At 65.8% G+C, this 26,647-nt stretch carries 25 protein-coding genes; 10 read left to right on the top strand and 15 right to left on the bottom strand.

The genetic code is table 11. The features are described from left to right. Positions 1–49 precede the first annotated feature (49 nt). Positions 50–2,284 carry a terpene synthase family protein gene (locus tag JWN03_RS11020; RefSeq protein ID WP_297613472.1) on the bottom strand — a complete coding sequence of 745 codons (2,235 nt, stop codon included), beginning with the start codon at positions 2,282–2,284 and terminating at the stop codon, positions 50–52. A gap of 309 nt (positions 2,285–2,593) precedes the next feature. Here JWN03_RS11020 and JWN03_RS11015 point away from each other — a divergent pair, with 309 nt between their 5' ends. Beyond that, a complete protein-coding gene (locus tag JWN03_RS11015; RefSeq protein WP_297613470.1) occupies positions 2,594–3,463 on the top strand; it encodes an LLM class flavin-dependent oxidoreductase in 870 nt (289 codons plus the stop codon). A 15-nt stretch (positions 3,464–3,478) separates the two neighbouring features. Here JWN03_RS11015 and JWN03_RS11010 read toward each other — a convergent pair whose 3' ends face one another. Next, positions 3,479–4,438, bottom strand: coding sequence for an undecaprenyl-diphosphate phosphatase (locus JWN03_RS11010; RefSeq protein ID WP_297613544.1), 960 nt, complete (start codon positions 4,436–4,438; stop codon positions 3,479–3,481). Between the two features lie 171 nt (positions 4,439–4,609). Here JWN03_RS11010 and JWN03_RS11005 point away from each other — a divergent pair, with 171 nt between their 5' ends. Then, positions 4,610–5,485: an alpha/beta fold hydrolase gene (locus JWN03_RS11005; RefSeq protein WP_297613468.1), complete on the top strand. Its 876-nt coding sequence runs from the start codon at positions 4,610–4,612 to the stop codon at positions 5,483–5,485. A 331-nt stretch (positions 5,486–5,816) separates the two neighbouring features. After that, positions 5,817–6,113 (top strand): hypothetical protein, encoded by a 297-nt coding sequence (locus tag JWN03_RS11000; protein ID WP_297613466.1) that lies wholly within the window; start codon positions 5,817–5,819, stop codon positions 6,111–6,113. Between the two features lie 1,503 nt (positions 6,114–7,616). Here the strand turns inward: JWN03_RS11000 and JWN03_RS10995 are convergent. The 7 genes from JWN03_RS10995 to JWN03_RS10965 form a co-directional block, all read right to left on the bottom strand. After that, entirely contained in the window at positions 7,617–9,518 is a 1,902-nt protein-coding gene (locus JWN03_RS10995) for an HNH endonuclease signature motif containing protein (protein WP_297613464.1), read from the bottom strand. After that, complete coding sequence (locus JWN03_RS10990) at positions 9,515–9,691, bottom strand: hypothetical protein (RefSeq protein ID WP_297613462.1); 177 nt, start codon at positions 9,689–9,691, stop codon at positions 9,515–9,517. The genes JWN03_RS10995 and JWN03_RS10990 overlap by 4 nt, the downstream gene beginning before the upstream one ends. After that, positions 9,688–10,287 (bottom strand): TetR/AcrR family transcriptional regulator, encoded by a 600-nt coding sequence (locus JWN03_RS10985; RefSeq protein ID WP_297613460.1) that lies wholly within the window; start codon positions 10,285–10,287, stop codon positions 9,688–9,690. Before JWN03_RS10985 ends, JWN03_RS10990 begins: the two co-directional genes overlap by 4 nt. Then, positions 10,274–11,140 (bottom strand): alpha/beta fold hydrolase, encoded by an 867-nt coding sequence (locus JWN03_RS10980; protein ID WP_297613458.1) that lies wholly within the window; start codon positions 11,138–11,140, stop codon positions 10,274–10,276. The genes JWN03_RS10985 and JWN03_RS10980 overlap by 14 nt, the downstream gene beginning before the upstream one ends. Positions 11,141–11,226: 86 nt before the next feature. After that, positions 11,227–11,937: a GbsR/MarR family transcriptional regulator gene (locus tag JWN03_RS10975; protein WP_297613456.1), complete on the bottom strand. Its 711-nt coding sequence runs from the start codon at positions 11,935–11,937 to the stop codon at positions 11,227–11,229. Between the two features lie 183 nt (positions 11,938–12,120). Continuing rightward, complete coding sequence (locus JWN03_RS10970) at positions 12,121–13,062, bottom strand: SMP-30/gluconolactonase/LRE family protein (RefSeq protein WP_297613454.1); 942 nt, start codon at positions 13,060–13,062, stop codon at positions 12,121–12,123. 99 nt (positions 13,063–13,161) lie between these two features. Next, positions 13,162–14,082 carry a C40 family peptidase gene (locus tag JWN03_RS10965; protein WP_297613452.1) on the bottom strand — a complete coding sequence of 307 codons (921 nt, stop codon included), beginning with the start codon at positions 14,080–14,082 and terminating at the stop codon, positions 13,162–13,164. A gap of 304 nt (positions 14,083–14,386) precedes the next feature. Here JWN03_RS10965 and JWN03_RS10960 point away from each other — a divergent pair, with 304 nt between their 5' ends. Both JWN03_RS10960 and JWN03_RS10955 read left to right on the top strand, forming a co-directional pair. Next, positions 14,387–15,148 (top strand): ParA family protein, encoded by a 762-nt coding sequence (locus JWN03_RS10960; protein WP_297613451.1) that lies wholly within the window; start codon positions 14,387–14,389, stop codon positions 15,146–15,148. Further along, complete coding sequence (locus JWN03_RS10955; RefSeq protein ID WP_297613449.1) at positions 15,148–16,143, top strand: hypothetical protein; 996 nt, start codon at positions 15,148–15,150, stop codon at positions 16,141–16,143. The genes JWN03_RS10960 and JWN03_RS10955 overlap by 1 nt, the downstream gene beginning before the upstream one ends. 79 nt (positions 16,144–16,222) lie before the next feature. On the opposite strand, the gene sepX is transcribed toward JWN03_RS10955, so the two are convergent. The 4 genes from sepX to JWN03_RS10935 all read right to left on the bottom strand — a co-directional run bounded on the left by sepX (position 16,223) and on the right by JWN03_RS10935 (position 20,416). Next, positions 16,223–17,326 (bottom strand): divisome protein SepX/GlpR, encoded by a 1,104-nt coding sequence (gene sepX, locus JWN03_RS10950; protein WP_297613447.1) that lies wholly within the window; start codon positions 17,324–17,326, stop codon positions 16,223–16,225. Positions 17,327–17,508: 182 nt separating this feature from the next. Then, the gene (locus JWN03_RS10945) at positions 17,509–18,159 is read right to left on the bottom strand and encodes a GNAT family N-acetyltransferase (RefSeq protein ID WP_297613445.1); all 651 of its coding nucleotides are present in this window, start codon (positions 18,157–18,159) and stop codon (positions 17,509–17,511) included. A 10-nt stretch (positions 18,160–18,169) separates the two neighbouring features. Continuing rightward, positions 18,170–19,429 (bottom strand): molybdotransferase-like divisome protein Glp, encoded by a 1,260-nt coding sequence (glp, locus tag JWN03_RS10940; protein ID WP_297613443.1) that lies wholly within the window; start codon positions 19,427–19,429, stop codon positions 18,170–18,172. Positions 19,430–19,477: 48 nt separating this feature from the next. Then, entirely contained in the window at positions 19,478–20,416 is a 939-nt protein-coding gene (locus JWN03_RS10935; RefSeq protein ID WP_297613441.1) for a UTP--glucose-1-phosphate uridylyltransferase, read from the bottom strand. 342 nt (positions 20,417–20,758) lie between these two features. Here JWN03_RS10935 and JWN03_RS10930 point away from each other — a divergent pair, with 342 nt between their 5' ends. The 5 genes from JWN03_RS10930 (at position 20,759) to mscL (ending at position 24,904) form a co-directional block, all read left to right on the top strand. After that, positions 20,759–22,405 (top strand): purple acid phosphatase family protein, encoded by a 1,647-nt coding sequence (locus tag JWN03_RS10930; protein WP_297613439.1) that lies wholly within the window; start codon positions 20,759–20,761, stop codon positions 22,403–22,405. A gap of 153 nt (positions 22,406–22,558) precedes the next feature. Continuing rightward, positions 22,559–23,149, top strand: coding sequence for a 5-formyltetrahydrofolate cyclo-ligase (locus tag JWN03_RS10925; RefSeq protein ID WP_297613437.1), 591 nt, complete (start codon positions 22,559–22,561; stop codon positions 23,147–23,149). A 72-nt stretch (positions 23,150–23,221) separates the two neighbouring features. Next, the gene (locus JWN03_RS10920) at positions 23,222–23,545 is read left to right on the top strand and encodes an FmdB family zinc ribbon protein (protein WP_297613435.1); all 324 of its coding nucleotides are present in this window, start codon (positions 23,222–23,224) and stop codon (positions 23,543–23,545) included. Positions 23,546–23,644: 99 nt separating this feature from the next. Continuing rightward, on the top strand, positions 23,645–24,328 hold the full coding sequence (locus tag JWN03_RS10915) for an SAF domain-containing protein (protein ID WP_297613433.1): 684 nt from the start codon (positions 23,645–23,647) through the stop codon (positions 24,326–24,328). Between the two features lie 168 nt (positions 24,329–24,496). Further along, entirely contained in the window at positions 24,497–24,904 is a 408-nt protein-coding gene (gene mscL / locus JWN03_RS10910) for a large conductance mechanosensitive channel protein MscL (RefSeq protein ID WP_297613542.1), read from the top strand. A 141-nt stretch (positions 24,905–25,045) separates the two neighbouring features. Here the strand turns inward: mscL and JWN03_RS10905 are convergent, their stop codons facing one another. Beyond that, complete coding sequence (locus JWN03_RS10905; protein WP_297613431.1) at positions 25,046–25,726, bottom strand: MspA family porin; 681 nt, start codon at positions 25,724–25,726, stop codon at positions 25,046–25,048. 64 nt (positions 25,727–25,790) lie between these two features. Then, a complete protein-coding gene (locus JWN03_RS10900) occupies positions 25,791–26,471 on the bottom strand; it encodes an MspA family porin (protein WP_297613429.1) in 681 nt (226 codons plus the stop codon). Positions 26,472–26,647: the final 176 nt, after the last annotated feature.

Here is a 26,647-nt window from a genome sequence, read left to right as displayed (position 1 = left end):
GGACTGGACCAGCGTCAGGGCGGGCTCGCCGCAGCTGACGAGCCGCGACTCAGGGGGCGGCACGACTTGTGCGAGCGAGTCCGCTGCTGATGCGGGAGGCGCTGGTACCCAAACCGGTCGGCCGGAGGAAGGGTAGTGCCGGGCTCGACTCGGCGGGTTGCACCGGTTCCCGGCGGAATCGCTCCATGAGCTTCGGCTCGGTATAGCGCCCACAGCCGATGTGCCAGTTCAGGATTCCCGCCATCCAGTCCTGGAGTTCGACGGCTCGCCGATCGAGGATGCGGCGGGCGGATTCGTCGAGTTGGTACTCCTCGTACAGGGTGGGCAGCTCATGGGCGACCACTCGCTCGAACTGCTGCAGGCGGGCGGTCATCAAGTCGTTGACGAGGGTGACGGCACGGTCGCGGTCGCAGTTCAGGAAGTTCTGGATGACACTGACGCCATTGTGGAAGTCGCCCTCGAACTGGGTCTCCTTCTGATAGGAGAACAGGTCGTTGAGCAGGATCGCGTAATCGGCGGCGGTGTTCTCCAGATTGGTGATGGTCTGGGTCCGATACACCTGGGGCGGAACCAGATTGCCGTGTGAGAGCCGGGACAGCGCCTTGGTGAGGTCCGAACCGAAGGTGTCCCGGCGCATCTCGACATAGTCGATGGGGTCGGGGATGCGGTGCAGGACGTGATTCAGCACCTCCCATTCGCACGCGGAGATGAAACTCCGTACGGCCGTGCGGAATTCGAGCCTCTGTTCGGCATTCATCGTGACGGTGGTACGCGCCCACAGGTCTGCCAGGCCCGATTCGATGGAATTGGCGGCGGGCGGGGTCGCGGCCGATTCGAGGGGCATGAAGTCCAGCATCCGGCGGCCCTGAAGTTTGGCGCCGAGCAGGTTCTTGGTCGGGAAGAAGACCACCGGATAGTAGTCGTCGACATAGGTACCCCAGGTCAGCCACTGGGTGGCCAGATCCAGTTCGGGTTGCGTGGCGTCCGGGTCCAAACCTGAAGAGCACAGCGCGAAGTCGAACTCGCGCAGATCGTGTTCACTCCACAGTGTCAGCTCCGTGCCGGGCACCGACCCGAGCATTCCCATCCCCCGGGCCCAGGTGACCGTATTCTCCCGGGCGGTATCGAGCAGCGGATTCATCTGCAGCGTGAAGGGCATGTAGATCTCAGGGAGCGGGGTGGGCCCGACCGGCTCGTAGGGAACATGCCGGAAACTGTCGAAGCGTTTGAGCCCCAAGCTACTCGGGCTGATTCGGACGGCGGACATACCCAGGCCGCTGGGCGCGAGCATCGCCAGCAGCGGGTTGGCCGTCGACTTGCGCCCCTTGTTCATATAGCGGCTCGACCGCAGATGCCATTCATGGCCGCCGGCCTGCCAATCCTGCAGCCCCTTGGCATATCGCGCCACATCGGCCTGCTCCTGCGGTCCGACAGCGAATTCGGCGAAGAGCAAAGGCAGTTCGGTGACGGCGGTGTACTCGAACTGCTGCACGCGCGAGGTCAGCAGATCATTGACAACTTCGGCGGCCGGCTGGGTATCGAGGCCGAGGAACCGCTCCAGCACCAGGATGCAATTGGCGTTCTCCCCCTCCTCCCGCACCTCGCGTTCGTAGGAGAAGATGTCATTGCGCAGATGCACGCCGTCGGAGAAGGTGTCGCGGAGTACGCACAGCGGCCGGGTACCGGCCAGTTCGGCGGGGACCTCCGCCTGCACGGCATGCTCCACCAGGTTCGCCGACCACGGTGCGCCACCGACCTTGCGGCGCATCTCTATGTACTCGATCGGGTTGGCGATCCGGCCCTCGGTGATATTGGCCAGCTCCCAGCGCGATTCCTCGAGCAGCGCCTGCGTGGTGATGGCGAAGCGGCGGCGCCAGTCCAGCGACATGCCCGGCACCGTGCGCGGCCACAGATCGGCCAGCCCGCGTTCGACGGGGTTGGTCGGGTCGGGCATTTCGGTGCCGGTGAGCGGCATGAAATCACGGAGGCGGTGCAGGTAATCGCGGGCGCCCTCGGAGTCCTGGGTGCGTTTGTACAGCTCCAGGAAATGGTCGTCGAAATAGAAGACCCAGACGTACCAGTCGGTAATCAGATCCAGTTCCGGACCGTCGCACTCGGGATGGGTATAAGCGCACAGCAGGCCGTAATCGTGACGTTCCAGGTCCGTTTCGTCCCAAATATGGTGGCCCTGTTGGGTTTCGAAGAAACCCATCTCCGCGGCCCACTCCCGGGTATGTGCCCGAGCGCCGTCCACATGCGGATTCAGCCGCGCCGGATAGGGCATATAAAAATCGGGAAGTTCGAACGGCTGCACAGCACAACCCCCTGGGACTCAACCGAAATTCTGACGAGCGCGACAAGCTGTTCTGCGGTATCTACGGTACGACTCGAACCTGGAACCATGACCAAAATCGGTGAAGGTGATCACGGCTCGCGGTGCGTCGTGTGCAGACGCACGGCGAGGGGCACACCCGCGCCGTGCAGGATGCCGGATACCTGCGCTAGCAACACACAAGCGAACACTGTCGCCCGGGCCGCGGAAAGCCGCTCGTATGCTGGATGTCCGGCCCAGGCTCTGTGGAAGGGAACAATCGTGAAGATCAGCTGTTTGATTCTGCCGATCCACCCGTGGCGCGAAGCCGCCGAGGTCTGGCGGCGCGCCGAGCAGCTCGGCTTCCACGCCGCGTACACCTACGACCATCTCGCCTTCGAAGGCTTTGCGGACGGACCCTGGTACGGGGCCGTGCCGACGCTGGCGGCAGCCGCCACCGCTACCGAAAAGCTCCGGCTCGGCACGATGATCACCTCGCCCAACTTCCGGCATCCCGCACTGCTGGCCAAAGACCTGATGACGCTCGACGAAATATCGGGCGGCCGGATCACCGCGGGAATCGGCGCGGGCAGCTCCGGCCTCGACGCCTCGGCGCTCGGCCACACACCGTGGCCGGCCTCCGAAAGGTCGAGCCGCTTCGCGGAATTCGTGACTCTACTGGACCTATTGCTGACCCAGCCCAGCACCACTTTTCGCGGCGAGTACTACTCCGCCGACGACATTCGGATGATTCCGGGCTGCCGCCAGCAACCACGGGTGCCGTTCACCATTGCCGCAAGCGGACCGCGAGGCATGCGCGTGGCCGCCGAACACGGCGACGGCTGGGTCACCTGCCCGTTCGGCGATGATGCGAAAGCCGTTGCGCCACTGATCGACAGCCAACTGCGCGCGCTGGCGAAGACCTGCGCCGAGTCGGGCCGCGATGCGTCCGCCATGGAACGGACCTACCTCTCCGGCTTCACCCCGGAAAACCCACTGGCCTCCGTAGCCGCCTTCACCGAAATCGCCGGCCACTACACCGAACTCGGCATCACCGAACTCATCGTGCACTGGCCGGAGCCCGGCACCGCCTTCGACAACGACCCCGCCCTCTTCGAACGCATCGCCACCGAGGCAATCCCCGTCAGGTGAACTGACGCAGCGGATTCAGCCCTTGATGCTGAAGTAGGCGAGACTGCCGACGCCGACCACCAGGCAGTAGATGGCGAACGGCGTCAGCGTCTTGGTCTCGAAGTAGCTGACCAGGAACTTGACCGAAACGTAGGCCAGCAGACCGGCCACCACACTGCCCGCCAGGGCGGGACCCAGAATGTCGTGGTTCTCGGGCTTGAACAGCTCCGGCGTCTTGAGCACGCCTGCCGCCAGGATCACCGGCGTGGCCAGCAGGAACGCGAAACGCGCGGCATCCTCGTGCCGCATGCCCTTGAACAGGCCCGCGACAATGGTGCTGCCGGAGCGGCTGATGCCCGGGAAAAGCGCTGCGATCTGGGCGGATCCGATAATCAGCACGGACTTCACGCTGAGCCGGGACAGCCGCACATCGGAGGCGTGGTCCGGATCGGTCGTGGGCAGCACCAGGGTGTCCTCGGCGGACAGATCCACCGTGCGGGCAGTGGGGCTGGAGAGCACAAGATTGCGCTGGTTCTCCCGCTTGCGCAGCAGTTCCGCCGAAAGCAGCACCACGCCATTGAGGGCGAGGAACGCCGAGGTGGGTATCGGCGTGCCGAGATAATTGCGCACCGCCTTCTCCAGCACCAGCCCGGCCAGGCCGACCGGGATGGTGGCAATGATCAGCAGCACCCCCAATTGTGCTTCGGGGGAACGAATCTGCCGGCTCCGCGCGACATCCCACAGCCCGGTGAGAATGCGCACCCAGTCACGCCAGAAGAAGACGACCAGCGCGATGGCGGTGGCGACATGCATGGCGACGAGCAATGCCAGATACGGCGAATCCTTGGCCGACATATTCAAGTCGTCGGCCCACTTTCCGCCCACCAGGGCGGGCAGCAGAATGCTGTGCCCCAGACTCGATACCGGGAACAGCTCGCTCACCCCCTGGAGCGCGCCGACGACGATCGATTCCAGGTAGCTGATGGCCATACGAATTCCTGTCGGGGAGCGGCGAGCGGTCGGGCCACCTCGAAACCGGTCGAGGCTACTCGCTTCGGGAGGCTACTCGATCACCCGAGCGACTGCTCACAGGCGGTGGATGAGGCAAGATCGATATGTCCGTTCTTGGAGTACACCCTGCCTCGACCGCAGCAGTAGGAGATGGCCATGAGACCCGAACTGACGGATTGGCTGGCACGCGGCCGGTACTTCGAGCACGACGGGCACCGCACCTTCTACATTCGCGAGGGCAGCGGACCCACGCTGCTGCTCATCCACGGTTACCCGTTCAACTCCTATGATTGGCACCGCATCTGGCCCGATCTCACCGCGCACTACGACGTGATCGCCCCGGACATGCTCGGCATGGGCTTCTCCGACAAGCCGATCCGGCACCGATACAGCGTGCTCGAACACGCCTCCCGGCACGATGCGCTGCTGCGGCATCTGGAGGTGCCGCACACGCTGCTGCTCGCGCACGACCTCGGCGTCAGCGTGGCACAGGAGTTGCTGGCCCGCCGCGTCGACGGCTCGGAGGCGCCCGGCATCGACGGGGTGGTGTTCCTCAATGGCGGACTGTTCGCGGAGGCCTACCGGCCCAGGCTGGTGCAGAAGCTGCTGACCTCGCCGCTGGGCAATGTCGCGGGACCGCTCATGACCGACGGTCTGGTCAAGGCGTCGGTGCGGGAGATGTTCGGCCCGGCCACCAAACCCACCGATGACGAGATGCGGGTGCTGCTGGAGGTCCTGTTCTACAACCGCGGCCGCTTCGTCTCACACCTGGTCGGGCGCTTCATCGACGAGCGCGTCACCTTCCGCGACCGCTGGGCCGAACCCCTGGTGCACGAGACCGTGCCGATGCGCATGATCAACGGCCCGCTCGACCCGAACTCGGGAGCGCATATGGCCGCCCGCTACCGCGAAATCGTGCCCAATCCCGATATCGTCAGCCTCCCCGAAATCGGCCACTGGCCCCAGCTCGAAGATCCGCGCGGGGTATTCGAGGCGGCACATGTGTTCCTGCAACAGAACTCGCGTGACTGATCGGCGGTTTCCGGGCGAACGCCAACCATTCGGGCAGCGTGGACGGTATGTGCGTGGAATACTTCGGCACTATGCAGACCAGGGGGTCGAGCGGCCGTAAGGTCCTCCCGAACCGCATGATCCGAGGAAACCGTGTTCGATAGCTACGATTCCGCCGATGATCCGGAATTGGCGCAGGCCAGAGTCTTCTTGTCAGAGCTGGAAAAGCATGCGGTAACTCTCGCCCGAAGACTACAGACGGCCGGCACACCGGATATCCGGCAATCGATCAATGGCGACCTGGCGGTGGTACGCCGGTGCGTAGATCGAATTCAGCGCCGCTTCCCCGGAATTGCCATACCCCGGATCGCGGGCGCCCCACCGGCAGGCCCGCCGCCGTAACACCGGCGAGCCCTATCCCACACCCCAACCGCTCGATCCGACCTACCCGCTCACCTCGATTCTCACGCTGCTGCAGGGCACCATCGAGGACGCCACCGAGCCCGGCATGCTCGACTACTTCGTCAAGGCAGGCATATTCACCTCGCCGGGCAAACTCACCCAGCCGTTCCAGGAGCTGACCGAACCGGATAGCTACGGCACCAGCGATGGGCAATCCCAGGTGCCGGCGGGCGCGCAGAAGCTCTAGGACGCCCTGAGTCACACGCCGCCGTTCAATCTCGGCCTGCCCTCGAATCCCGCGTATCAGCCGGACTGGAATCATGACGGCAAATGCGGGATCGACGACACCGCAGGATAATTCGTGCTATCGCCGACCTCCGACATGATGCTCGACGACAACTACGACGATCCGCAGTATCAGGAAGCGCAATTCCGGTACCCGTGTATCAATCCGGACGGCAGCGTCCCTTCGAGACCCGCGACGGCAGTTGTACGGCAACCGATTCCGGCGCCGACTTCGAACTCGGGACGGTCGAGAAGTTCAAAATGGTGAACTCCCGGGGTATTCCGCTGGCTGGCAAGATCTATCTGCCCGAGACGTGGTGCGCTGGGTGGCGGGCCAGGTCATCACCCCGCGTTGGATCTGGGCAATGAGATCGGCAATCTGCTGACCGGGCAGAACCTGCTTCCGCTTCATCAACTGTCGACAGGTCTGTCGTTCCCGAAAACCAAAGTGAGTCTTCGCCTTTCGTGTCTTGTTCTCGAGAACGGCACCACAGCCGGTCGACCCCGCCGGTACCGCAAGTTTCCCCCCAACTGCGGAAGGTAAACGGAAGGTAAACCGGGTACCTCTCCCAACGTGCCCAGCACGGCCATCTCGAGCTTTGCTCGCACCCCCTGCCACACCAACCCTTCCCCCGAGGCAAGAAACCCAGGTGCACCGACCGTTTCGGCATAGAAACCATCGGGGTGCCGGGGAACGACACAGCGGGTGTCTCGGCGGCACAACGGTTATCAGGTCTGTGCCGCACGGACACCGGCTGTGCGGTGCGGGAGAAGGGCTGTGCGGTGCCCGCTTCGGGGGGATTCGAGGCCGCGAGAAGTCGGTGCACCTGGGTTGCTTGCGTCGAAAGAGGGTGTTGGGTCTCCGGGTGCGGGCAGAGCCCGAGATGGCCGTGCTGGTGACGTCGGGAGGGGTACCCGGCTTACCTCCCGCAGTCGGGGAGGGATCTGCGGTTCCAGCTCGGTCGACTGGTTGTGGTCCGGTTGCAGAGACACGAAAAGACGAAAAGAGAAAGACGAAAGACGCCCGGACACGAAGAACGAAAAGAGCAAGAACCCAACGAACAAGACCCGAAAACCAAGCCGGGCAACGGTTGTAGCACCGGCGGGGCGAAGCTGTCGGTGGCACCGGGGGCGGGGGAACCTCTTATCGCGGCGGCGGTATGACGGGCCGGCGGGGCGAAACCAGTCCCGCAGGGGCGCGGTGAAACGGAAGAACCACGCCGGGCAACGCCTTGTAGCACCGGCAGGACCAGCCTGACAGTGTCTACGAGGGGTGGGGTTCCCTATTCGCGGGTGGGGGTCGGGGTGGTTTTGCGGGCATCGACCCACGTCTGCCGCTGTTCCCGGGTCTGGTGATCGGTGTCGATGGCCACGAAAACCTTACGGCCACGAAAACCTTGGTGGGCAACGCCTTGTAGCACCGTCAGGACCAGCCTGACAGTGTCTACGAGGGGTGGGTGCGGACCTACTGGCGGTAGCGTTGCCGTTCCCGCTCGTTGCGGGCTTGGATGCGGGCCAGGGCAGCGGCCTTCTGCTCGAAAGGGTGGTGCAGGTGGTTCACCTGCGGTGTCCCGGTCGGGTTGATGTGCGGGGGTCCGATCCACCCGGTCCGCCCGGGGAACTGCGAATCCGGTCCCATGACAACGGTTTTCCATCCGCCGGGCCCGTCGTGGACCTGGGCGTGGCAGTGGTCGCACACCAGGGTGAGGTTGTCGATATCGGTCCGCCCGCCCTTGGCCCACTCCACAATGTGGTGCACCGCGCACATAGTCGCAGGCGCGTCACACCCGGGCCGGGTACAGCCCTTCTCCGAGGCGATGAGCGCCAGTCGTTGCGCGAGACTGGCCAACCGGGGCTCCTGGTCGAAAACGACCGAACCCGGACCATTCTCGGAGCTGCGTGAATGTGCATCATGCTCGGGGCTGGCCGAACGCGGACCGCGCTCGGGGCTGGCGAGGAGGGAAGCGTCACCGAGAGCTACTGCCCCGGTGTCACACTCGGTACCGGATGAGCGCAGCTCCCGGGCACAGCTGGCCGAACCCGGACCACGCTCGGGACCGGCGAGGAGGGAACCGTCACCGAGAGCTACTGCCCCGGTGTCACACTCGGTACCGGATGAGCGCAGCTCCCGAGCACAGCTGGCCGAACCCGGACCACGGTCGGGGCTGGTGGGGCGCGGACCATGGTCGGGGCGAGCGTCGTCGCCGAGAACCGCTGACCCGGTATCACACTCGGTGCCAGAGGCGCGCGGGCCTCGATCGGTGTCGGGTGAACGCTGGGAGAGTTCGAGGTCGGCCCGGCGGTCGCCGCGACCCAGATACAACGGCAAACCCACCGGGTTCAGCACCGCCAGGTACTTGCTGGACTTGGCAGCCAACTCCAAAGCCTCCGGGATCGACACGATCCCACCGGACGCCATCGTCGCCACACCCGCCCGCGCTTCCAGATCAGCCACACTCATGGTGACGATCGCCGACACCGGCAAGCCACGATGCTTACCGAGCTTCTTCGCGCCACCGAACTCCGGGCGCAGGAACGCCAGCAACGCATCATGATTGCGCTGCGCCGGGGTACGGGTGTCGCGTTCTGCGCACGCCGCCAACTCCTGCACGGTGAGTTTGTGATCAGCCACCCACGGGCTCTGCGGGTCCTTCGCGTTGCACATCCCCGGGCGGGCCAGCTTCGCGAACATCGGCTCCAACACCGACCTCAATTTCCGGTTGATCTCCCCGACGAACGGGGACATCCCGTCGGCGCGTTCGGCACCGAGGGTCAGCCCACGCATCCGCTCCCGATCGGCATCGGTACTCAACGTGCCATCCGGATCCAGACCCGCCAACAACACTTCGCCCATGACCGGCAACCCTTCCGGGTACCCGGTGGGGGCGAACTCGGTCAACTGCAGTTCGGTGGCTTCGCGCACGTCCGCGTCGAGACAACCGGGCAAGCGGTTCATGACCGTCATGATGCGCCGCACATGATCGACCCCGATCACACCTTCGCGGTGCGCGGCCGCCACATGCGCCAACGTCGGTTCCAGCTCGACACCGGACACGATGCGCGGACCGGTCTCCACGGCGATGTTCACCCGGGATGCGGCGTCGGCGCGGGAGATGCCCAGGGTTTGGCGCAGAAACACTTTCGGAGTCGCGACCCCGCCACGCTGGGCCAGACCACGGGTGGTGGTCTCGATGACATACCGGGTCTCGACCGCTTGGAGCTTGCGCTTACAGGTTTCCACTTCCCGCATCACCGCAATGAATTCATCATCGTGCAGCGGGACCAGGGATGCGTTCAGGAGGTGATCGACCGCTGCTGTCAGTGCGTGTGCACTGACAGCAGTTGCGGTTCCTCCCCCTGGATTCATGCCTCTATTTTACCGCCGAAGAACAGGCCCGGAAAGGCGAAATAGGTTGTGATATAAGGATATTCAGACCGACGGACCGACCAGCCTCTTTCGGCGTCCTTGTTCTTTTCTTGTCTTGCTCTTTGGTCGTTTCTCTTCTTCTTGTCCAGGCGTCTTTGTTTTTCGTCTTTCACCCGCGAACAATCCCCCCGATCAAAACCATCAACGCCTCCTGAGCCTCCCCCCGAGCGACCTCGGGGTCCTCGGCATGAGCCACAATCAGCGCCGCCTCACTCAAGGCGCTGATGAGCAACTGCGCCAACACCGGAATCGGGACCTCGGCGATCAACCCCGCCTCCCGGGCCCGCTCGAGCTGTGCGGTGATCAACCCCAGACTGTGCGCCGTTTCGAACTCTCGCCAGGCACTCCACCCGAGCACCGTAGGAGCATCGGTCAGCACAATCTGCAACATGGCGGGCCGACGGCAAATCTCCAGGAAGACACTGAGTCCGACGGCCATTCCGCCCAGAATATTGTCGGGATCGACTGTTGCGATCGAACTCTCGATCTCGTCCGTGGTCTCGTTCTCGATCTGCTCGAGTACGACCAGGAACAAGCCGCGCTTGTCACCGTAGTGGTGATGCAGCGCGCCCCGGGTGACTCCTGCGGCGGAGACCAGATCCTCCGCCGAGGTACCGGCAAAGCCGCGCTCGGCGAAGAGCCGGCGTCCGGCCTCCTCGAGCGCGGCCCTGGTGGCGCGCGAACGGTCCTCCTGGCTACGGCGTGGCATGCAGCCGAGTGAACTCCAGGATCGCGGCGGAGAGCAACTCGGGCTGGTCTTCGGAGAGAAATGCGTAGGAATCGTCGATGAGCTGCAGCGTCGCGTTCGGGAGGTCGCGGACCAATCGTTCGGCATTGGCGACCGCGAAGATCTTGTCCTCGGCGGCCCAGACCACGAGTATCGGGAGGTCGATCTCGCTGAAATGCTCGGCGGCTGCCAAGGTGTAGCTGCGGTTCAGCGTCTTCAGCACACGCCGCAGGTCCTGGCGGATGGCGGCGGACTTGCGGCTGGGCAGCAGGTAGGAGTCCACGAACTCCCGGGGCACCGGGCGCTTGGTGACCCAGCCGAAGGCGATCGGCAGGCGGTGCAGGGCGCGAATGCGCATGGTCTCGGTCAGCAATCGGACAGAACCGGGAATGCGCGCGACAATCGGCAGTGCGTTCAGCGGTTTCGGCAGGAAGTCCTCGTAGCTGTCGCACGAGGTCAGCACCACGCGGCCGATGCGAGAACGGTTGCGTGCCAGCAACACCTGGGTGATCGCGCCGCCGGTGTCATTGGCGATCAGGGTGACATCGTGCAGATCGAGCCGCTCCAGGAAGGCGGCGATCAGATCCGCTACGCCCGTCGGTGTCAGATCTGCTGCGGGAACCGGGATTTCATGAGATCCGAGCGGCCAGTCCGGGGCCAGGCAGCGGTATCCCGCCGCCGCGATCTCCGGAACCACCTTGCGCCAGAGATCGGCGTTGACGAGCAGGCCGTGGACGAAAACCACCGGCGGCCCCTCCCCGGTTTCGTGGTATCTGATGCGGCCGCCGGGCAGCTCCACCTCGTGGGTACGGCCGAGTGATGTGCTTGTTGCCATCGTTTCTCCAATGCCTGTGGGACCTCCCCACTTTTACATACATACCGTATGTATGTCTATGATATCGGCGATATTCACCGCGACGGTCACCCGCGGAGCTGCGCCCGCCAGCGCTCGGCGGAACGGACCATATCGAGCCCGACCTTCTCCAGGTACTCGCTCATGCCCAGTAGCCGGCTCCCCGCAGGCGTGGTCGCACCGAGGGAGTCGGCGCCGTCGCGGGCCTTCGCCGCGAGCAGCTCATTGGCCCGCGCTCCGGCGAGAGTGGTTCGGTACCAGGCCGATTCATCGACGAAGTAGCGGTCGCGGCGCGTGCCACCGTCCCGTTCCCGGCGGATGAGCTCCTGGTCCTCCAGGTAACCGACGGCGGCGGAGACCGTGGCGGGGCTGACGCGCAGATGACGGACCAGCTCACCGGCGGTCACACTGCCGGAATCCGCGGCGTACAGGCGAGCCAGTACGGCGGCGGGCATTCGCGGGAAGCCGGTTCGGGCGAAGAGCTCGGCGAACTGGGCGCTGAATTCGGCGACCAGCTCGGGGGCGCGGCCGTATTCATCTGTGCCGACCGGCTTTTCGACCCGTTTGGGGCGCGGCACCCGGCGTCGCGAGCGGACCACGGTGGCAGCGTGCGCCGCCTCCGCGCGATAGCTGCCCGGGCCGCCGTTGCGCGTCACCTCACGGCTCACCGTGGAGGTGGGCCGGCCGAGTTGGCGGGCGATCTCGGCATACCCGAGCCCCTGCGTCAGACCCATGGCAATACGCTGACGGTCATCCGGGGTGAGTCGTCCTCCGGGCATCGGGACACCTCCTTCGTCCCTGTTATTGCAACACAGCGGCCACCCAATTGCATTGGGATATAACGCCACTGGCGGAGGTGTACCGAATTGCGTTGGTATTATCCAGTTTCCGAGTGCATTCGGCGATTACCCCCGGTTGCGAACGCAACGTAGCGTTCGCCCCGTTCCGAATACGACTCCGGGTCACGGTGTCGGGGTCACGGCATTCGGGTCGAAGCCACCGGGGATCTCGTAGACCAGGCCGGTGAAGGTGATACCGAACAGCCGACCGGCCGAAAAGCCCTGGCCACCACGGCCGTAGATGACCTCGCTGGTCAGCTGCGGGCCGAAGCCCAGTGCGCAGTACTGCCCGGGAGCATCGATCCGCACCACCTGTCCGGACGGATTGAACGGAACCACCGGGCGCTCCAGGGAATCCAGCGTCAGGCCGTCCGGCGCATCGAGCGGGCCGAGATCGAGCAGGGACTGCGGCGCCCACGGGGCGGCCGTGGGTATCCGGCTCACCCCGGGATTGACGAATGTCCGCGATACATAGAGGAACTCGTTGTCCCGGCTGAGCACCGCACCATTCGCACTGGGGAAGTTCCCCCAATCCGCCTGCACCACACCGTTCGGATAGACGCGGCCCACCAGGCTGCCGAAATCATTGGTGGCGTAGACGGTTCCGTCATGAGCGACATCCATGCCATCGGCCGCGCTCAAGCCGGCGGCGAAGGGCTGCACCGCACCGGTATCCGGATCGACCTTCACGATTCCGGATTGCCGCAGCGTATCGTCGACCACCGCCCGGGCATCGGCGCCGTACCCGACCAGCAGCTTTCCATCCGTGCTCCAGGCCAGCGCACCGCCGCCGCCACTGGGCACCGTGGCGATCGCGATCGGTGGCGCACCGGGTGCGTCGATCCGGAAGACCCGGCCACTCACCAGATCGGTGACGAAAGCGCGCCCGCCGCCGTCGACCGTGATGCCCTCCAGCGCCGCACCCGGCACCGAGGCCGCCGGAATCGTCGGCTGGCCCGCGCCCGGACAGACCGGTGCGGCATTCGCGGGGGCGGCCGCGATCGTCGAGAAGGCGGAGAAGGTGAACGTCGCGAGCGCGAGCGCCGCTGATTTTCGCTTATTCATTTCTCACCTCGCATCTTCCCGCACAACGAGATTCTCCCGCCGCATTCCGGGGGCATTGCCCTACATCCTATGACGTAGCACGCGCACGACAGGTTCAATTCAGAACCTGCGTGCTCCCGTCACCGGCATATTGTCCATGGGCGAGATCTTCACGCCGGAGCCGTAAGTGCTGGCATGAATAACCTGGCCGTCACCGACATACAGCGCGGAGTGGCCGCCGCCGTAGAAGGACACCAGATCGCCGGGCTCCAATTCATCCACCGAGACCGGGGTGCCTGCCGACAGCTGCGAATAACTCGTGCGCGGCACTTCGACACCGGCCTGACGGTAGGACCACTGCACCAGACCCGAGCAGTCGAAGGCGTCGGGTCCGACCGCGCCGGAACTGTAGCCGGCGCCCAATCGCGTGCGGGCCGCGTCCACTGCGCGCTGACCGACGGACTTCTTCGGCATAGCGGCGGGCATGGGTGCGGGCTGCGCAACGGCGGCATCGGTCAGGCCGGGAATGCCCGCGAGTGGGGGCAGGAAGTTCGGGACGAAGAAATCGCCCAGACCGGCCAGCGTCACCTGGCGGGAATCCGGAACCGCGGCAGGCGCGGGAACGGGGGCCGAAATCTCCGGGGCCTGAAGGAGTTCCGGGACCGTGGCCGGAGCGGCCGCGTGCGGAATGACAATAACGGCCGGTACCTCTGCGGTACGCACACCCGGAATCGTCACAGGACGGAATTCGAAGGCCTCGAGCACCGATTGCTCCGCGGCCGGAGATTCGGCCGGCACGAGATCGGGAGCGAGTGCGGGAGCGAGCTCCGGAGCGGCGGCGGGAATTCCGAGCTGCGCGGCGAGTGCGTCGGCGATCTCGAATTGCCCGATACCGGGAACGTCCACCGGTGTTGCGTCTGCTTCACCCGCTGTGTACAGCAGGGCCGCGCCGAGGGCGGCTGCGCAGAGAACGCCTGTTGCCAAACCCTTCCACGTCAGCAGAAGGGGTCGAACCACCTGTTTATCACCGATACTTTCCATGATGCGGTCCTCCGATCAAGCGTTAGCTATCCGGTTTCCGTCACGAACATCTCGGTACAGCGAGTGGATCCACATTGCATAGTTCGCCCGATCACCGCGGGTGCATCGAATGACACGCGTGTTATTCATAACGGAATTGTAAACATCAGCCTCTGAGTCCAATTGGACACAGCCTGATTTCACGCCTTTTTCGCGTCGATTTCGCGCCGTTTTCGCGAAACAGCGGAACCAATCCGGGGGCTGAACAGCGTCTCGTGTGAGACTGGGCGCACGAGCTCCCTCCTCATAATCCGGAGGATTGTCCATGACCGATTCCATTGCGCTGCCCCCACTTCCCGAGCCGCTGGTGGTCACCCTGGGGAATCTGAAAGGCGGCGTGGGTAAAACGACGTCGGCCTTCTTCCTCGCCTCGTATTTCGCCACCGTGCACCAACTTCGAGTCCTCGTCATCGATGCCGACCCACTGAGCCAGACCGGCTACTCCTGGTATCGGCGGCTGCAGAAGGAGAATGTCGACATCCCCTTCGAGCTCATTGCCTTCCCGTCCCGGCATGTCAACGACTGCATTACCGACAATGCGGCGAAATTCGACGTCATCATCGTCGACGCCGGCGGCGAATCCGCCGATATCTTCAAGGCCGCCGTACCGGAGAGTGATGAACTGATCCTGGTCACCAGCGTGAGCCCCTCCGAGGTCAAACGCGTGCCCAGTACCTATCGCGCCGCCGAGGAAGCCGCGGCGGAAAGCTCGCGGGCCATTCGGGTACGCGTACTCATGACCAAGGTGCCGGTCACCATGAAGAACGGCATCAATGTCTCCACCGAATACCGTTCGCAGCGCGGCAATCTCGAAGACGCCGGATACGACGTGTTCGAGTCCTATGTGAGCGGCTGGAAGTGGTACCGGGAAGCCGCCGACGGCGAAGTCGGCGACGGCGCGGAGAACCCCATCGCCGACATCGCCGAATACCGGCAGGTCGGGGAGGAACTCATCCGGCCGTACCTGGACGCCGCCGACAACGACCGCGTCCCCACTCTTCCCAGCGCACTGGAGGTGCCCGCCTGATGCCACCGCAACGACGCAAGAGTTCCATCGGCGGCGGACCGGCCGCGCCGACCCGCAATCCGTTAGCGGACGAAGCCGAACACACTCCCCCGGTCTCACCACTGCGCGATGCCGAATGGCATGGCGGCACAGCGGGTTCCATCGCGGTGGCGGTAGCGGACGCGCCGGTGGTGGAGGCGGACCCGATGCCGGAGCCACCGGTTACCGTCACGCCGGCTACGAATGTGCCCCGTGTCCACACTCCCACGCCGCGCGGCATCGACCCGGCACTGCGCAGCGTGGGATCGACGCTGCGCGGGGCGGCGACCGCCTCGCCGAGCGTGCTCACCATGCCGCTGCCCGCAGCAGGCGATGGACCGCTCAATGCGGGCGAGCTCGAACAGCTCGATCTGTGCGAGTCCTCCATCGACGCACTGCGGGTGGCGTTCTGGGTGGCCGGGCGGGCGCTGCAGATCGTGCGCGACGGCCGGCTCTATCGGGCCGACCACACCACCTTCGACGAGTATGTGGAGAAGCGCTGGGATATGCAGCGGTCGTACGCGCACAAGCTGATCCGCGCCTGGCCGCTGGCCGCCCGGCTGCATCCACTGGCGCCGTCCATCAACGAGGGGCAGATTCGCGAGCTGCTCCCCATCGTGGCGGCGCACGGGGAGGATGCGGCGGTGACCGTGTACACCACCCTCGCCGCCGATCTGAAGGTCACGGCCGGCAAACTCCGGGAGGCGGTGGCGGTGCTGCCCGCCGCCTACGACCGGAGTGCGGTCGTCGAGCTACTGCAGTCCTGGATGCGCGGCGATCTGACTGAAGAGAATCCGCACGTTCCCGATGTATTCAGCACCGCCGAATCGCGATTGGCCGCGCTCACCCCGAAGGTGGTGCAGGGTTCCAGCGGTGATCCGATAGCCGCACGCGAATTCGCGGCGAAGCTGCGCACGCTCGCCGAACTCATCGAGAAGCAGCTGCCGATAACTCCGCGAATGCCTGCGAACCACTAGCGGTTCGCTCACTCGAACAGGAAGGGCCCGGCAGCTGCCGGGCCCTTCCTGTGTGACTACTCCGTCGGTCTTCGGACCGCTATTCGCCGACTGCGCGGCGGACCCGCCCGGCGGCGCGTTCCCGGGCGGCACGAGCGGTCGCGGCATCGAACAGTTCGAGATTCTCGAAGACTGGGTCTTCGTCATCCGGTTCGACCAGGACCGCGCGGCGCAATTGCGTACGGGCGGCTTCCCGATCGGGGCGCGGGCTTTCGGGCTCCGGAGCCGATTCCGCATCGCCCTGCTCCTCGTCCGACCGGGACAGCCGGGCCATCCGGCGGCGGCGAATGTCCTCCTCCAGGCGGACCTGGCGGCGTAGGTACGCGAGATAGCCGACCAGCACTATGGCCGCGAGCGCACACAGCGTCCACATGGCGGCCGAAATTGCCAGCGCGCCACCGGCGAAGATCAGCGCGCTCAGCACCAGGCCCAGCACCGCGCGCTGGCGGAAGGTGTAGCGGGCCGCACGGGCAATGGCATCGGCCTCGGGGTCGTAGCCGCCACGGCCACGCCGGGAGGGCACAAAATCCGGGTCGTCCGGGTCGAGTTCGTCATCCCACTCCCGGAGTGCGGGGACACGGGTGCGCTGCGCCGGTTCGGGACGGCGACGGCCCTGCACGGGCATCTCGTCGGGGTCGATGGCGGCAGCGGCCTGCCGATCCTCGGACTGCGGGGCGGCACGCTCTACCGCTGGCCCGGAATCTACTGTCTCGGAATCGAATTCAGCCTCGACAGGCTTTTCGACACTCTCCTCCGCGGCTACCGGATCCGCCTTCGACTCGGTCTCGGCGTTCAGGTCGGTGTCCGCAGGCACGGACATGGTGCTCGCCGTATCGCGTTCGCGGTCGGTGTCGAAATCCTCGTCGTCCGATTCAGCTGTGGTGCTGTCGTCCGATCTGGTCATCCGATCCTCCGGATCATCGTGGTGATGCTTCCTGCGAACCGGCACGTAGTCCGGATCGGTGTCGTGTCCGGAAGCCGGACCTTTTCTGGTGCGCGGCTCCGCATCCCCGCGATGCAGTACCCGCGTGGCCAAGGCGGCGTCGGTGTGCTGGCGAACCCGCGGATGCCGGTTGGCCAGCATCGGGAACAGCACGAATACCCAGAGCACGACAAGACCAATCCACAAGATCGAATTCGGCATCGCGCTCTACACCTCCGTCCCCGCCTGGCTCTCATCCCTTCAGCACTTACCGGTGGTACGAGGACGCACCACCGACGTCCGTAGGCTAGTTCGACACCTCAGTGATCACCGGCAGGCGCGCCGTCAACACCTGCCACAGTAGTCACACAAGTCACGAGCAATACAGATCTCACAGCCACCCCTCAGGTCTGAGAAGCGCGCCCCGCTCGAATCAACTTGTCCACCACGGTGCCCGACACCTCTTCGACTGTCAGGGCCACCAGCAGGTGATCGCGCCACGCCCCGTCCACATCCAGGTAGCGGCGCAGCAGCCCCTCCTCACGGAACCCCACATTGCGCAGTACCGCCTGGCTCGCAAGGTTTTCCGGCCGCACGGTGGCCTCCACCCGATGCAGCCCGACCTCACCGAAGCAGTGGTCCAGGCCCAGCGCCAGTGCGGCCGTGGCCACGCCCTGACCGCTGATCTTCTCCGACACCCAGTAGCCGATCCAGGCCGAACGCAGTGCGCCACGCACGATATTGCCGATCGTCAGCTGTCCGGCGAAATAGCCGTCCACCTCGATGACCAGCGGAATCATCGCGCCCCGACGGGCTTCCGCCTTCAGGCTGGACCACAGCGACGGCCAGTTCCCGGCATGATTGCGCGCCTCCCAGGCCCCACGGCCGGTCGGCTCCCACTTCTCCAGATACTCCCGATCGCGGGTGCGGATCTTGCTCCACGCCCCGGCATCTCGCAATCTGATGGGCCGCAAGGTGACCATGCCGGCCCCGACCCGTACCGGGCCGAGATGCGCGGGCCAGCCCGGATGCTGGGCCGCCCGGAATACGTTCATGTCCAACGCCTCACCCTCGCTGTGCGAGGAAGGCGACCCGAACCTCGTCACCGGTGCGTACCTCGGTGATATCGGGATCGATCACGATGAGGCTGTTCGCCTCCGCCATGGTTGCCAATAGATGCGAGGACGCCCCGTTCGGTCCGCCGAGGGGCTGCACCAGATAGTCACCGGTCTGCTCGTCACGCATGAGTTGCGCGCGCAGATAGCCGCGCCGCCCCGGGATAGAGGCGATGGGCAGAATCGTGCGGGCCCGCACCACCCGCCGCATGGGATGGCGGCGACCCAGTGCGATGCGAATCAGCGGCCGCACCATGACCTCGAAAACCACCAGTGCGCCAACGGGATTCGACGGCAGCAGGAAGGTCGGCACCTCATCGCGGCCGAGCAGGCCGAAGCCCTGCACCGAACCCGGATGCATGCCGACACGGGTGATCTCCAGCTCGCCCAGGCCCTCGAGGGCCTCCCGGATCTGCTCGGACGCCCAGCCGCCGACCGCACCCGCGATCACCACGACCTCGGAGCGAACCAGCTGGCCCTCCACCACATCTCGCAGGCGCTTGGGGTCACCGCTGACAATGCCGACCCGGTTCACATCCGCGCCCGCATCGCGCGCCGCGGCGGCGAGAGCATAGGAGTTCACGTCGTAGACCTGGCCCGGGCCGGGGGTGCGGTCGATATCGACCAGCTCGCCGCCGACCGACAGCACCGACAGTCGCGGCCGCGGATGCACCAGCACCTTGTCGCGACCGACCGCCGCCAGCAGGCCGACCTGGGCCGGGCCGATAATCGTGCCCGCACGCACCGCCAGATCACCCGGCTGCACATCGTCGCCGATGCGGCGCACGTAATCGCCTGAGCGCACCGACTCGTACACCTTCACCCGGGCCCGGCCGCCATCGGTGAAGTCAAGCGGCAGAACGGCATCCGCGAGGGTCGGCAGCGGTGCACCGGTATCCACCCGCACCGTCTGGCGCGGTTGCAGGCGAATCGGCTGCCGGGAACCGGCCGCCACCTCACCCACCACCGGCAGCGTCAACTCGACGGGCTCGCCGTCCTCACCGCGAATATCCGCGCCCGCACCGGACACATCCACACTGCGCACGGCATAGCCGTCGATGGCCGCCTGATCGAAACCCGGTAGCGGGCGTTCGGTCACCACGTCCTCAGCACACAGCAGTCCCTGGGCCTCCGAGATCGCGACCCGGACGGGCCGCGGCGCAACAGCCGCCGCGGTCACCTTGATCTGCTGATCCTCAACCGAGCGCATGCCGCCCTTCCCTGGTCTCGCGCATTGCACACCTCGTCACGGTATTAGTCACTCGTACGAGGTGAGCTCCGGATTCCAGCCTGGGCTGAGCCGCTGCTCGAGCCACTTGCGCAGGGCGGGTCCGTATTCTTCTCGTTCCAAAGCGAAATCGACCGCAGCACGAAGATATCCGCCCGGGTTGCCCAGATCGTGTCGCGACCCGCGATGGACAACCACGTGCACCGGATGTCCTTCCGAGATCAGCAGCGCGATGGCGTCCGTCAACTGCAATTCGCCACCTGCGCCGGGCGTGATCCGGCGCAGTGCGTCGAAAACGGCGCGGTCCAACAGATATCGGCCGGCGGCCGCGAAAGTGGAGGGCGCCTCGTCCAGGGCGGGCTTCTCCACCATGCCGTTGACCTTGAGCACATCCGCGGACGCGCCCGGCAGCACCTCGACATCGAAGACGCCGTACGCGCTGACAAGTTCCTTCGGCACGTCGATGGCGCACAGCACCGAACCGCCGTAAATCTGCCGCACGCGGGACATCGCCGTCAGTACACCGCTGGGCAGCACCAGATCATCGGGGAGCAGCACCGCGATGGCGTCCTCGTCTGCGTCCAGCACCGATTCCGCCTGTGCCACCGCATGACCCAGGCCGAGCGGCTCCTCCTGCACCACCGAGGTCACATCGAGCAACCCCGGCGCCTTGCGCACCTTCTCCAGCAGATGGAACTTGCCGCGCTCCGCGAGCGTGCCCTCCAGCACCAGATCTTCGACGAAATGCGCTACCACACCGTCTTTTCCGGGCGAGGTGACGATCACCAGCCGAGTGGCGCCGGAATCCGCGGCCTCGGCGGCGACCAATTCGATGCCCGGGGTGTCGACCACCGGCAGCAGCTCCTTGGGGACCGTCTTGGTCGCGGGCAGAAACCTCGTGCCGAGTCCCGCCGCGGGCACCACCGCGGTGCGGAAGCACGACTCGGTTCCGCCGCCATTAGCTGTCATGAACTCACCCTATCCATCCGTCTCATCTATCGAAGCGGCCCGAACACCGCTCCGATATCCACGAGAGCCTAAAGGTCCGCAGCGCAGGTAGCGCACCGAACGCTCGACCGAGGCCACGGCTGCGCGCCCGTCACGCCGCAGCGAACCGGCTGCTACCAGTGCGAACGGCGTGAAGTGCGGAACACCCCGGAGATACCGGGGCTATCAGTTCGTACCCGGTGCGGGGTAGTGCAAACCGTGTACACCGCCACCGGCGCCGAATACGCGGGCCTGCCGACGTGTTCACGTATCGTTCGCCGCGCCGTGGCTTGTCGCGAACCCGGCCGAGGTTAGCTGGCAGCCATGAGCGAGCGTGAGGATTCCCACAGCAGCGGCCCCGACACTCCCCAGGGCGGTGACACTCCCGGCGCAACGCCGGGCGGAGTCAGCCGGCGCCGGCTCTTCGGCGCATCCGCGGGTGCGGCATTGGCCGGGCTCGCGGTCGGCGCGGGCGGGGCGGTCGCCCTGCGCGGCAATGGATCCACCGCCGAGCTCTGGCCGCGCTCGGCCGAATTGGTGACGGCGCCGGATCAGGCTGCCGCGCCCCGGGTTTCGGGACTGCACCTGCAGTACGGCGCCGATGCCGCCCGCGAGGCCGTGGTGTCCTGGCACACCGCCGGCTCGGTCAGCAAACCGGTGGTGCGCTACGGGACCGCCGCCGACGGCTTCGGCAAGACCGCGGACGCCGAGACGCGGACCTATCGGGATGCCAAGTCCGGCATCGAAATTCAGGCGCACCATGCCCGGCTGACCGGGCTGAGCCCGGACACCGACTACGTCTACGCGGCCGGGCACGACGGTGCGCCGCCGGAGCTGGGCACGCTGCGCACCGCGCCCGGGGGACGGGCGAAGTTCCGGTTCACCAGCTTCGGCGATCAGGGCACACCGACGGTCGGCAAGGTGGTGAACGGCCAGTGGCTCAACGACAATCTGGGCTCACCGTTCGCCGGTGACGTCACCGGCGGGATCGAACAGCTCGCACCGCTGTTCAACCTCGTCAACGGCGACCTCTGCTACGCCAACCTATCCACCGACCGGCTGCGCACCTGGAACGACTGGTGGGCCAACAACTCCCGCTCGGCCCGCTACCGGCCCTGGATGCCCGCACCCGGCAATCACGAGAACGAACTCGGCAACGGGCCCATCGGCTATGCGGCCTTCCAGACGTACTTCACCGTGCCGGACTCCGGCAGCGAGGAGCACGCGAAGGGACTCTGGTACTCCTTCACCGTCGGCGGCGTGCGCGTGATCGCGGTCGCCAATGACGACATCTGCTACCAGGACGCGGGCAACAGCTACATTCGCGGCTACTCCGGCGGCGCCCAGAAGCGCTGGCTGGAAAGCGAACTGGCGAAGGCGCGCGACGATCGCGGCATCGACTGGGTGGTGGTGTTCATGCACCAGACCGCCATCTCCTCGGCCGACAAATTCAACGGCGCCGACCGCGCCATCCGTGAGGACTGGCTGCCGCTGTTCGACAGGTACCAGGTCGACCTGGTGCTGTGCGGGCACGAACACCATTACGAGCGTTCACATCCCGTCCGCGGCACGCTCGGCACCGAAACGCTGACACCGAAGCCCGCCGACACCCGCAAGGACCTCATCGACACCACCGAGGGCACCGTGCACCTGGTGATCGGCGGCGGCGGCACCTCGGCGCCGTCCAACGCGCTGTTCTTCCCCGGCGACAAGTGCCGGGTCATCACCGCCGTCGGCGATGTCGACCCCGTCACCGGCAAGAAGACGCCCGTCTACGTCATGGAGGACGCACCCTGGTCCGCCTTCAAAGACGCCGAACACCCTTACGGCTTCTGCTCTTTCGACGTCGACCCCGGCAACCCCGGCGGCAACACCACCATCACCGCCACCTACTACGCCCTCACCGGCCCCACCAGCGAGCTGAAGGCCATCGACACATTCACCCTCACCCGCCCCCGCTCTGATCGGTAGGCAGCGTCCTCGTCATCCCGGCGCGCTTCTTGGCCGGGATGCAACGCCGAGTGTGGATCCCGGCCAAAAGCATGCCGGGATGACGAGCGGCTTGCCGGGGCGACGAGGTGCCGAACGGGCAGTCGCGTTGGTCGCGGCGCTTATCGTGAAGGCGTGAGCGACAGCGGCGGGCGGGATAAGCGGGCTTGGCGGGAGGAGATTCTCGCGCGGCGGAAGGCGGTGCCGGACCAGGTGCGGGCGCGGGAAGCCGCGGCGCTGGCCGAGGGTGTCCGGCAGCTCGGGGCGAGCGAGTGGGTGTGCGCCTACGTGGCGGTCGGAGGCGAACCTGGGTCGCTCGCCATGCTGGACGTGCTGCGGGCCGGTGGGGCCCGGGTGCTGCTGCCAGTTACCGGCGAGCTCGGTCCGCTGGAGTGGGCGGAGTACACCGGGGCGGAGGGATTGCGGCGGGGGCGGTTCGGACTGCGGGAGCCGGCGGGAGACATCGTGCCGGACGCTTTGGCGTCGGCCGAGGTGATTCTGGTGCCGGCCTTGGCGGTGGATCGGCGCGGTGTGCGATTGGGGCGCGGAGCGGGCTATTACGACCGCAGTCTGGGCGCGTCCCGATCGGATGTACGGTTGGTCGCAGTCGTGCGGGACGATGAACTCGTGGACCATTTGCCGGAGGAGCCACACGACCACCGAATGAGGTGGGCGCTGACTCCGTTCGGCGGGCTGTACAAGCTGGAAGAACCCGCCGGGAATTGACACCCGATTGGCAGCGTTGGCACTGCCAGCTGTAGAGTGCTAATTCGACAAAGAGCGTGGAGGATAACCCCGATGCCTACTTACTCGTATGCGTGCACCGAGTGCGACAACAAGTTCGACATCGTGCAGTCCTTCTCCGATGACGCGCTGACCACCTGCGACCGCTGCAACGGCAAGCTGCGCAAGCTCTTCAACTCGGTCGGCATCGTCTTCAAGGGGAGCGGCTTCTACCGCACCGACAGCCGCAACGGCTCCACCTCGAGCGAGCCCGCCAAGGCGCCGTCCGGCGAGAACGGCTCCGGCAGCGGCACTACTCCCGCGAGCACGCCCGCGAGCACCACGACGCCGTCGACCCCGTCCAAGTCGAGCACGTCGAACAGCACGTCCGCCGCCTGATTCGCGTTCTGCACCAGGCGATTTCCACATAGTTTTCGTTATCCACAGCCGACCCTTTTCCAGGGTCGGCCGATCATTGTGCGGCCATAGTCTGACCGCATGATGCGATTCCGCACGGTCGGCGGCCGGGACGCCGATCTCGGCCACGATTCCCGCTTCGAGTTCGCTGCGCGCCTGCGCCCGCCCTGGGCCGACGGCGCCCTGGTGCGCCGCATCGCGGCGGTGGCGCTACTGGTGTTCGCCGCCGTCCTCGCGGTGCGCGGCGATCCGGCGGCCCGGCACACCGAGGTCCTCGTCGCCACGCGGGAGCTGCCACCCGGGCATGTCCTCGGCGACGACGATCTGCGCGCCGCACCGCGCGAGAGCGCCACCCTGCCCGACGGCGCGATACGCGAACCCGATCGACTGCGCGGGGCCACCCTCACCGGTGCGGTGACCGCGGGCGAGATACTCACCGAACTGCGAGTGGTCGGCCCGCGGCTGGCGGCCGTCGCCGCCCACTCCCCCGATGCCCGTATCGTTCCGATCCGCCTGGCGGACAACGGCCTTGCCGACATACTGCGCGCCGGGGACCGGGTCGATGTGGTGGCCGCCGAGGAACCGGGCGCCGGCGGGCGTCCGGCCCGGCTACTGGCCGCCGACGCCGCGGTCGTCCTGGCTCCGGGCGCGAGCACCGTGCGTGGCCGGGACGAGCGCTTGGTACTGGTGGCGCTGGACTCCCGGCGTGCGACCGCGGTGGCCGCCGCCTCGCTGCGCACGGCGCTCACCGTGGTTTTCCACTGACCGGCGCCCCTCGTGCCACACCGATACGGATGTTCCACGACCTCGCGGAACGATGAACTACCATCGCCGGATAACCACGCGTTCATGAAGAACCGCAGCATGAACTCCGCCCGACTCGCTATCCGGCCCGCGCTCGCGTGGGCCAATCACGTAGAGGAGTTTTCGGCAATGCTCAAGGGTTTCAAGGACTTTCTACTTCGCGGCAATGTTGTCGACCTGGCGGTCGCCGTTGTCATGGGTACCGCATTCGTCGCCATCGTCACCGCCTTCAGCGATGGCATCATCACTCCATTGCTCGCGGTGTTCGGCAACACCGGCAACCTCGGCCTCGGCTTCCAGCTGATCGCCGATAAACCGGCGACCTTCATCGCCATCGGGCCGATCATCACGGCGGCGATCAATTTCGTCATTATCGCGGCGCTGCTGTACTTCATCCTGGTGATCCCGGCCAACCGGGCCAAGTCGCGCTGGGGTGCCAAAGAGACACCGCTGTCGGATAACGAACTGCTGGTACAGATTCGGGACCTGCTCGCCGAGGGTGGTAAAGGCACCGGCGGCGGCAAGCACGAAAACTGAAGTTGCACAGAGATATTGGAAGTGTACTGAAACGAAAGCGGGCCCGGCGCGAAATGCGCCGGGCCCGTTCGTCTTACGGTCTTGCAATCAGTCGAGCACGATCAGCCGAAGCTGAGTCCGATCAGCCGAGGCTGAGTCCGATCAGCCGAGGCTGAACGGTGCGCCCCACAGCGTGGTCCAGGTGATCACATTGTCGGTCTCGATCTCGACGTTGACGAAGGCACGCGCCTGGGCGTAGCCGGCGCAACCGTTCAGGCCGATGGTCTCGTCAGCCCAGGTGACCGAGCCGGCCCCATTCTTGAAGGTGTTCTTGGTCTTGTGAGTCGGGTTGCCGAAGTCATCGGGCATTTCCCGGTCGAGGACGTAGAACGACTTGGCCTGGCCGGGGCCGAGGGTCAGGTTGCCGCCGCCCGTGGCGCCGGCGCTCGGGGTGACGTTGCCCGAGCTGTCCCACGAAGCGCCACCGCTGACGCCGCCGTTGGTGTTGCCGCCATCGATGGTGACCTGGCAACCGACAACGTAGCCGGGGTAGATGCTGCCGCCCACGTCACTGTTGTTGCCGGAGATCTGGACCTGCGCCGAGGCGGAGACCCAGGCATTGCGGTGCAGCGGAGTGTCACCCAAGGACGGGTTGATGTTGGCGGACTCGCCGACCAGCTTGACATTCACTACGGTGCCGTCGGAGAGCGTCTTGGTGAGTTCTCCGCCCGGCAGTTCCACGACGGTATCGGCGTTTGCGGCGCCGGTGGAGAGCAGGCCGAAGGCGGCGGTTGCGACGGCACCGACACCGACCACCCGTGCCACAGACTTACGGATGTTCATAACAGTTGTCCCTCAGGGTTGAGTTCGCTTGCGCGAGAAGTGATTTTGGCGGGGGTTACCACAATCAGCCGATGCTGAACGGCTGGCCGTACAGGGTGGTCTTCGAGTAGTTATCGCCGATGACCTCGACGGTTGTGTACGACCGCGCCTGGGCGTAACCCGCGCAACCCTGAACCTGGATTTCGGCATCCTGGTACTCGACCGAGTAGGTACCCGGCTTCAGGATGTCCTTGTAATCGATTTGAACGAACGCCACCTGGCCAGGGCCGAGGTTGACACCGAGGGAACCACCCAGGTTCGCGCTGTTGAGGCTGATGCCACCGGAGATTCCGGCGGAGATGGCGTCCTCGCCGATGCTCACCTGGCAGCCGACGATGTAGCCGGTGCTCAGCTGTGAGGCGCCGTGGGTGGAGGAGTTGTTGGACCCCGGGTTGTTCGTCGGGCCGTTGTTCGGACCGACGGTGCCGGCGGGGGTATCGGTCACATCGGCAACAGCGTTGCCCGAGACCCATACAACGCGACCAGCGCCGTTGGCCGCCAGCGACGGCGAAATGACGGCGTGCTCACCCGTACGGGTGATGGTAACTGTCCCACTCGGGGACACCTTCTGACCGTCCGGCAACGGTGCGAAGGTATCGGCATTAGCTGCCCCAGTCGAAAAAAGGCCGATGGCCACGGCCGCGGCCGCGCCGATACCCGCAATGCGGGCACCACGACGCAGACCGTGGGTGCGGTTCTCGCTCATACTTCCCCTCATCAGGTTTCTAGCGATCAGCCTCGACCACCGAGGCTGAAAAGGGTTCTTTCGAACCCAGCATGTGGGTCCTTGCGGACCCCGGTAAGTTTGTCGCCACATTGTTGCCGCTGTGTTACTGCTAACAATTTCTTTCATGCTGCGACGCTGGGCACTTTACATCACCG

It is taken from the genome of Nocardia sp. (assembly GCF_025465275.1).
Taxonomy (GTDB): domain Bacteria; phylum Actinomycetota; class Actinomycetes; order Mycobacteriales; family Mycobacteriaceae; genus Nocardia.
Note: the sequence above shows the minus strand (reverse complement) of the source record. Positions and strands in the feature narration are given on the sequence as shown.

Excerpts from the sequence above, each read along its gene's own strand:
- JWN03_RS11020 (WP_297613472.1), bottom strand. The coding sequence starts at position 2,284 with ATGCCCTATCCGGCGCGGCTGAATCCGCATGTGGACGGCGCTCGGGCA.
- JWN03_RS11005 (WP_297613468.1), top strand. The coding sequence starts at position 4,610 with ATGAGACCCGAACTGACGGATTGGCTGGCACGCGGCCGGTACTTCGAG.
- JWN03_RS10995 (WP_297613464.1), bottom strand. The coding sequence starts at position 9,518 with ATGAATCCAGGGGGAGGAACCGCAACTGCTGTCAGTGCACACGCACTG.
- JWN03_RS10985 (WP_297613460.1), bottom strand. The coding sequence starts at position 10,287 with ATGCCACGCCGTAGCCAGGAGGACCGTTCGCGCGCCACCAGGGCCGCG.
- JWN03_RS10980 (WP_297613458.1), bottom strand. The coding sequence starts at position 11,140 with ATGGCAACAAGCACATCACTCGGCCGTACCCACGAGGTGGAGCTGCCC.
- JWN03_RS10975 (WP_297613456.1), bottom strand. The coding sequence starts at position 11,937 with ATGCCCGGAGGACGACTCACCCCGGATGACCGTCAGCGTATTGCCATG.
- JWN03_RS10970 (WP_297613454.1), bottom strand. The coding sequence starts at position 13,062 with ATGAATAAGCGAAAATCAGCGGCGCTCGCGCTCGCGACGTTCACCTTC.
- JWN03_RS10965 (WP_297613452.1), bottom strand. The coding sequence starts at position 14,082 with ATGGAAAGTATCGGTGATAAACAGGTGGTTCGACCCCTTCTGCTGACG.
- JWN03_RS10960 (WP_297613451.1), top strand. The coding sequence starts at position 14,387 with ATGACCGATTCCATTGCGCTGCCCCCACTTCCCGAGCCGCTGGTGGTC.
- JWN03_RS10955 (WP_297613449.1), top strand. The coding sequence starts at position 15,148 with ATGCCACCGCAACGACGCAAGAGTTCCATCGGCGGCGGACCGGCCGCG.
- sepX (WP_297613447.1), bottom strand. The coding sequence starts at position 17,326 with ATGCCGAATTCGATCTTGTGGATTGGTCTTGTCGTGCTCTGGGTATTC.
- JWN03_RS10945 (WP_297613445.1), bottom strand. The coding sequence starts at position 18,159 with ATGAACGTATTCCGGGCGGCCCAGCATCCGGGCTGGCCCGCGCATCTC.
- glp (WP_297613443.1), bottom strand. The coding sequence starts at position 19,429 with ATGCGCTCGGTTGAGGATCAGCAGATCAAGGTGACCGCGGCGGCTGTT.
- JWN03_RS10935 (WP_297613441.1), bottom strand. The coding sequence starts at position 20,416 with ATGACAGCTAATGGCGGCGGAACCGAGTCGTGCTTCCGCACCGCGGTG.
- JWN03_RS10930 (WP_297613439.1), top strand. The coding sequence starts at position 20,759 with ATGAGCGAGCGTGAGGATTCCCACAGCAGCGGCCCCGACACTCCCCAG.
- JWN03_RS10920 (WP_297613435.1), top strand. The coding sequence starts at position 23,222 with ATGCCTACTTACTCGTATGCGTGCACCGAGTGCGACAACAAGTTCGAC.
- JWN03_RS10915 (WP_297613433.1), top strand. The coding sequence starts at position 23,645 with ATGATGCGATTCCGCACGGTCGGCGGCCGGGACGCCGATCTCGGCCAC.
- mscL (WP_297613542.1), top strand. The coding sequence starts at position 24,497 with ATGCTCAAGGGTTTCAAGGACTTTCTACTTCGCGGCAATGTTGTCGAC.
- JWN03_RS10905 (WP_297613431.1), bottom strand. The coding sequence starts at position 25,726 with ATGAACATCCGTAAGTCTGTGGCACGGGTGGTCGGTGTCGGTGCCGTC.
- JWN03_RS10900 (WP_297613429.1), bottom strand. The coding sequence starts at position 26,471 with ATGAGCGAGAACCGCACCCACGGTCTGCGTCGTGGTGCCCGCATTGCG.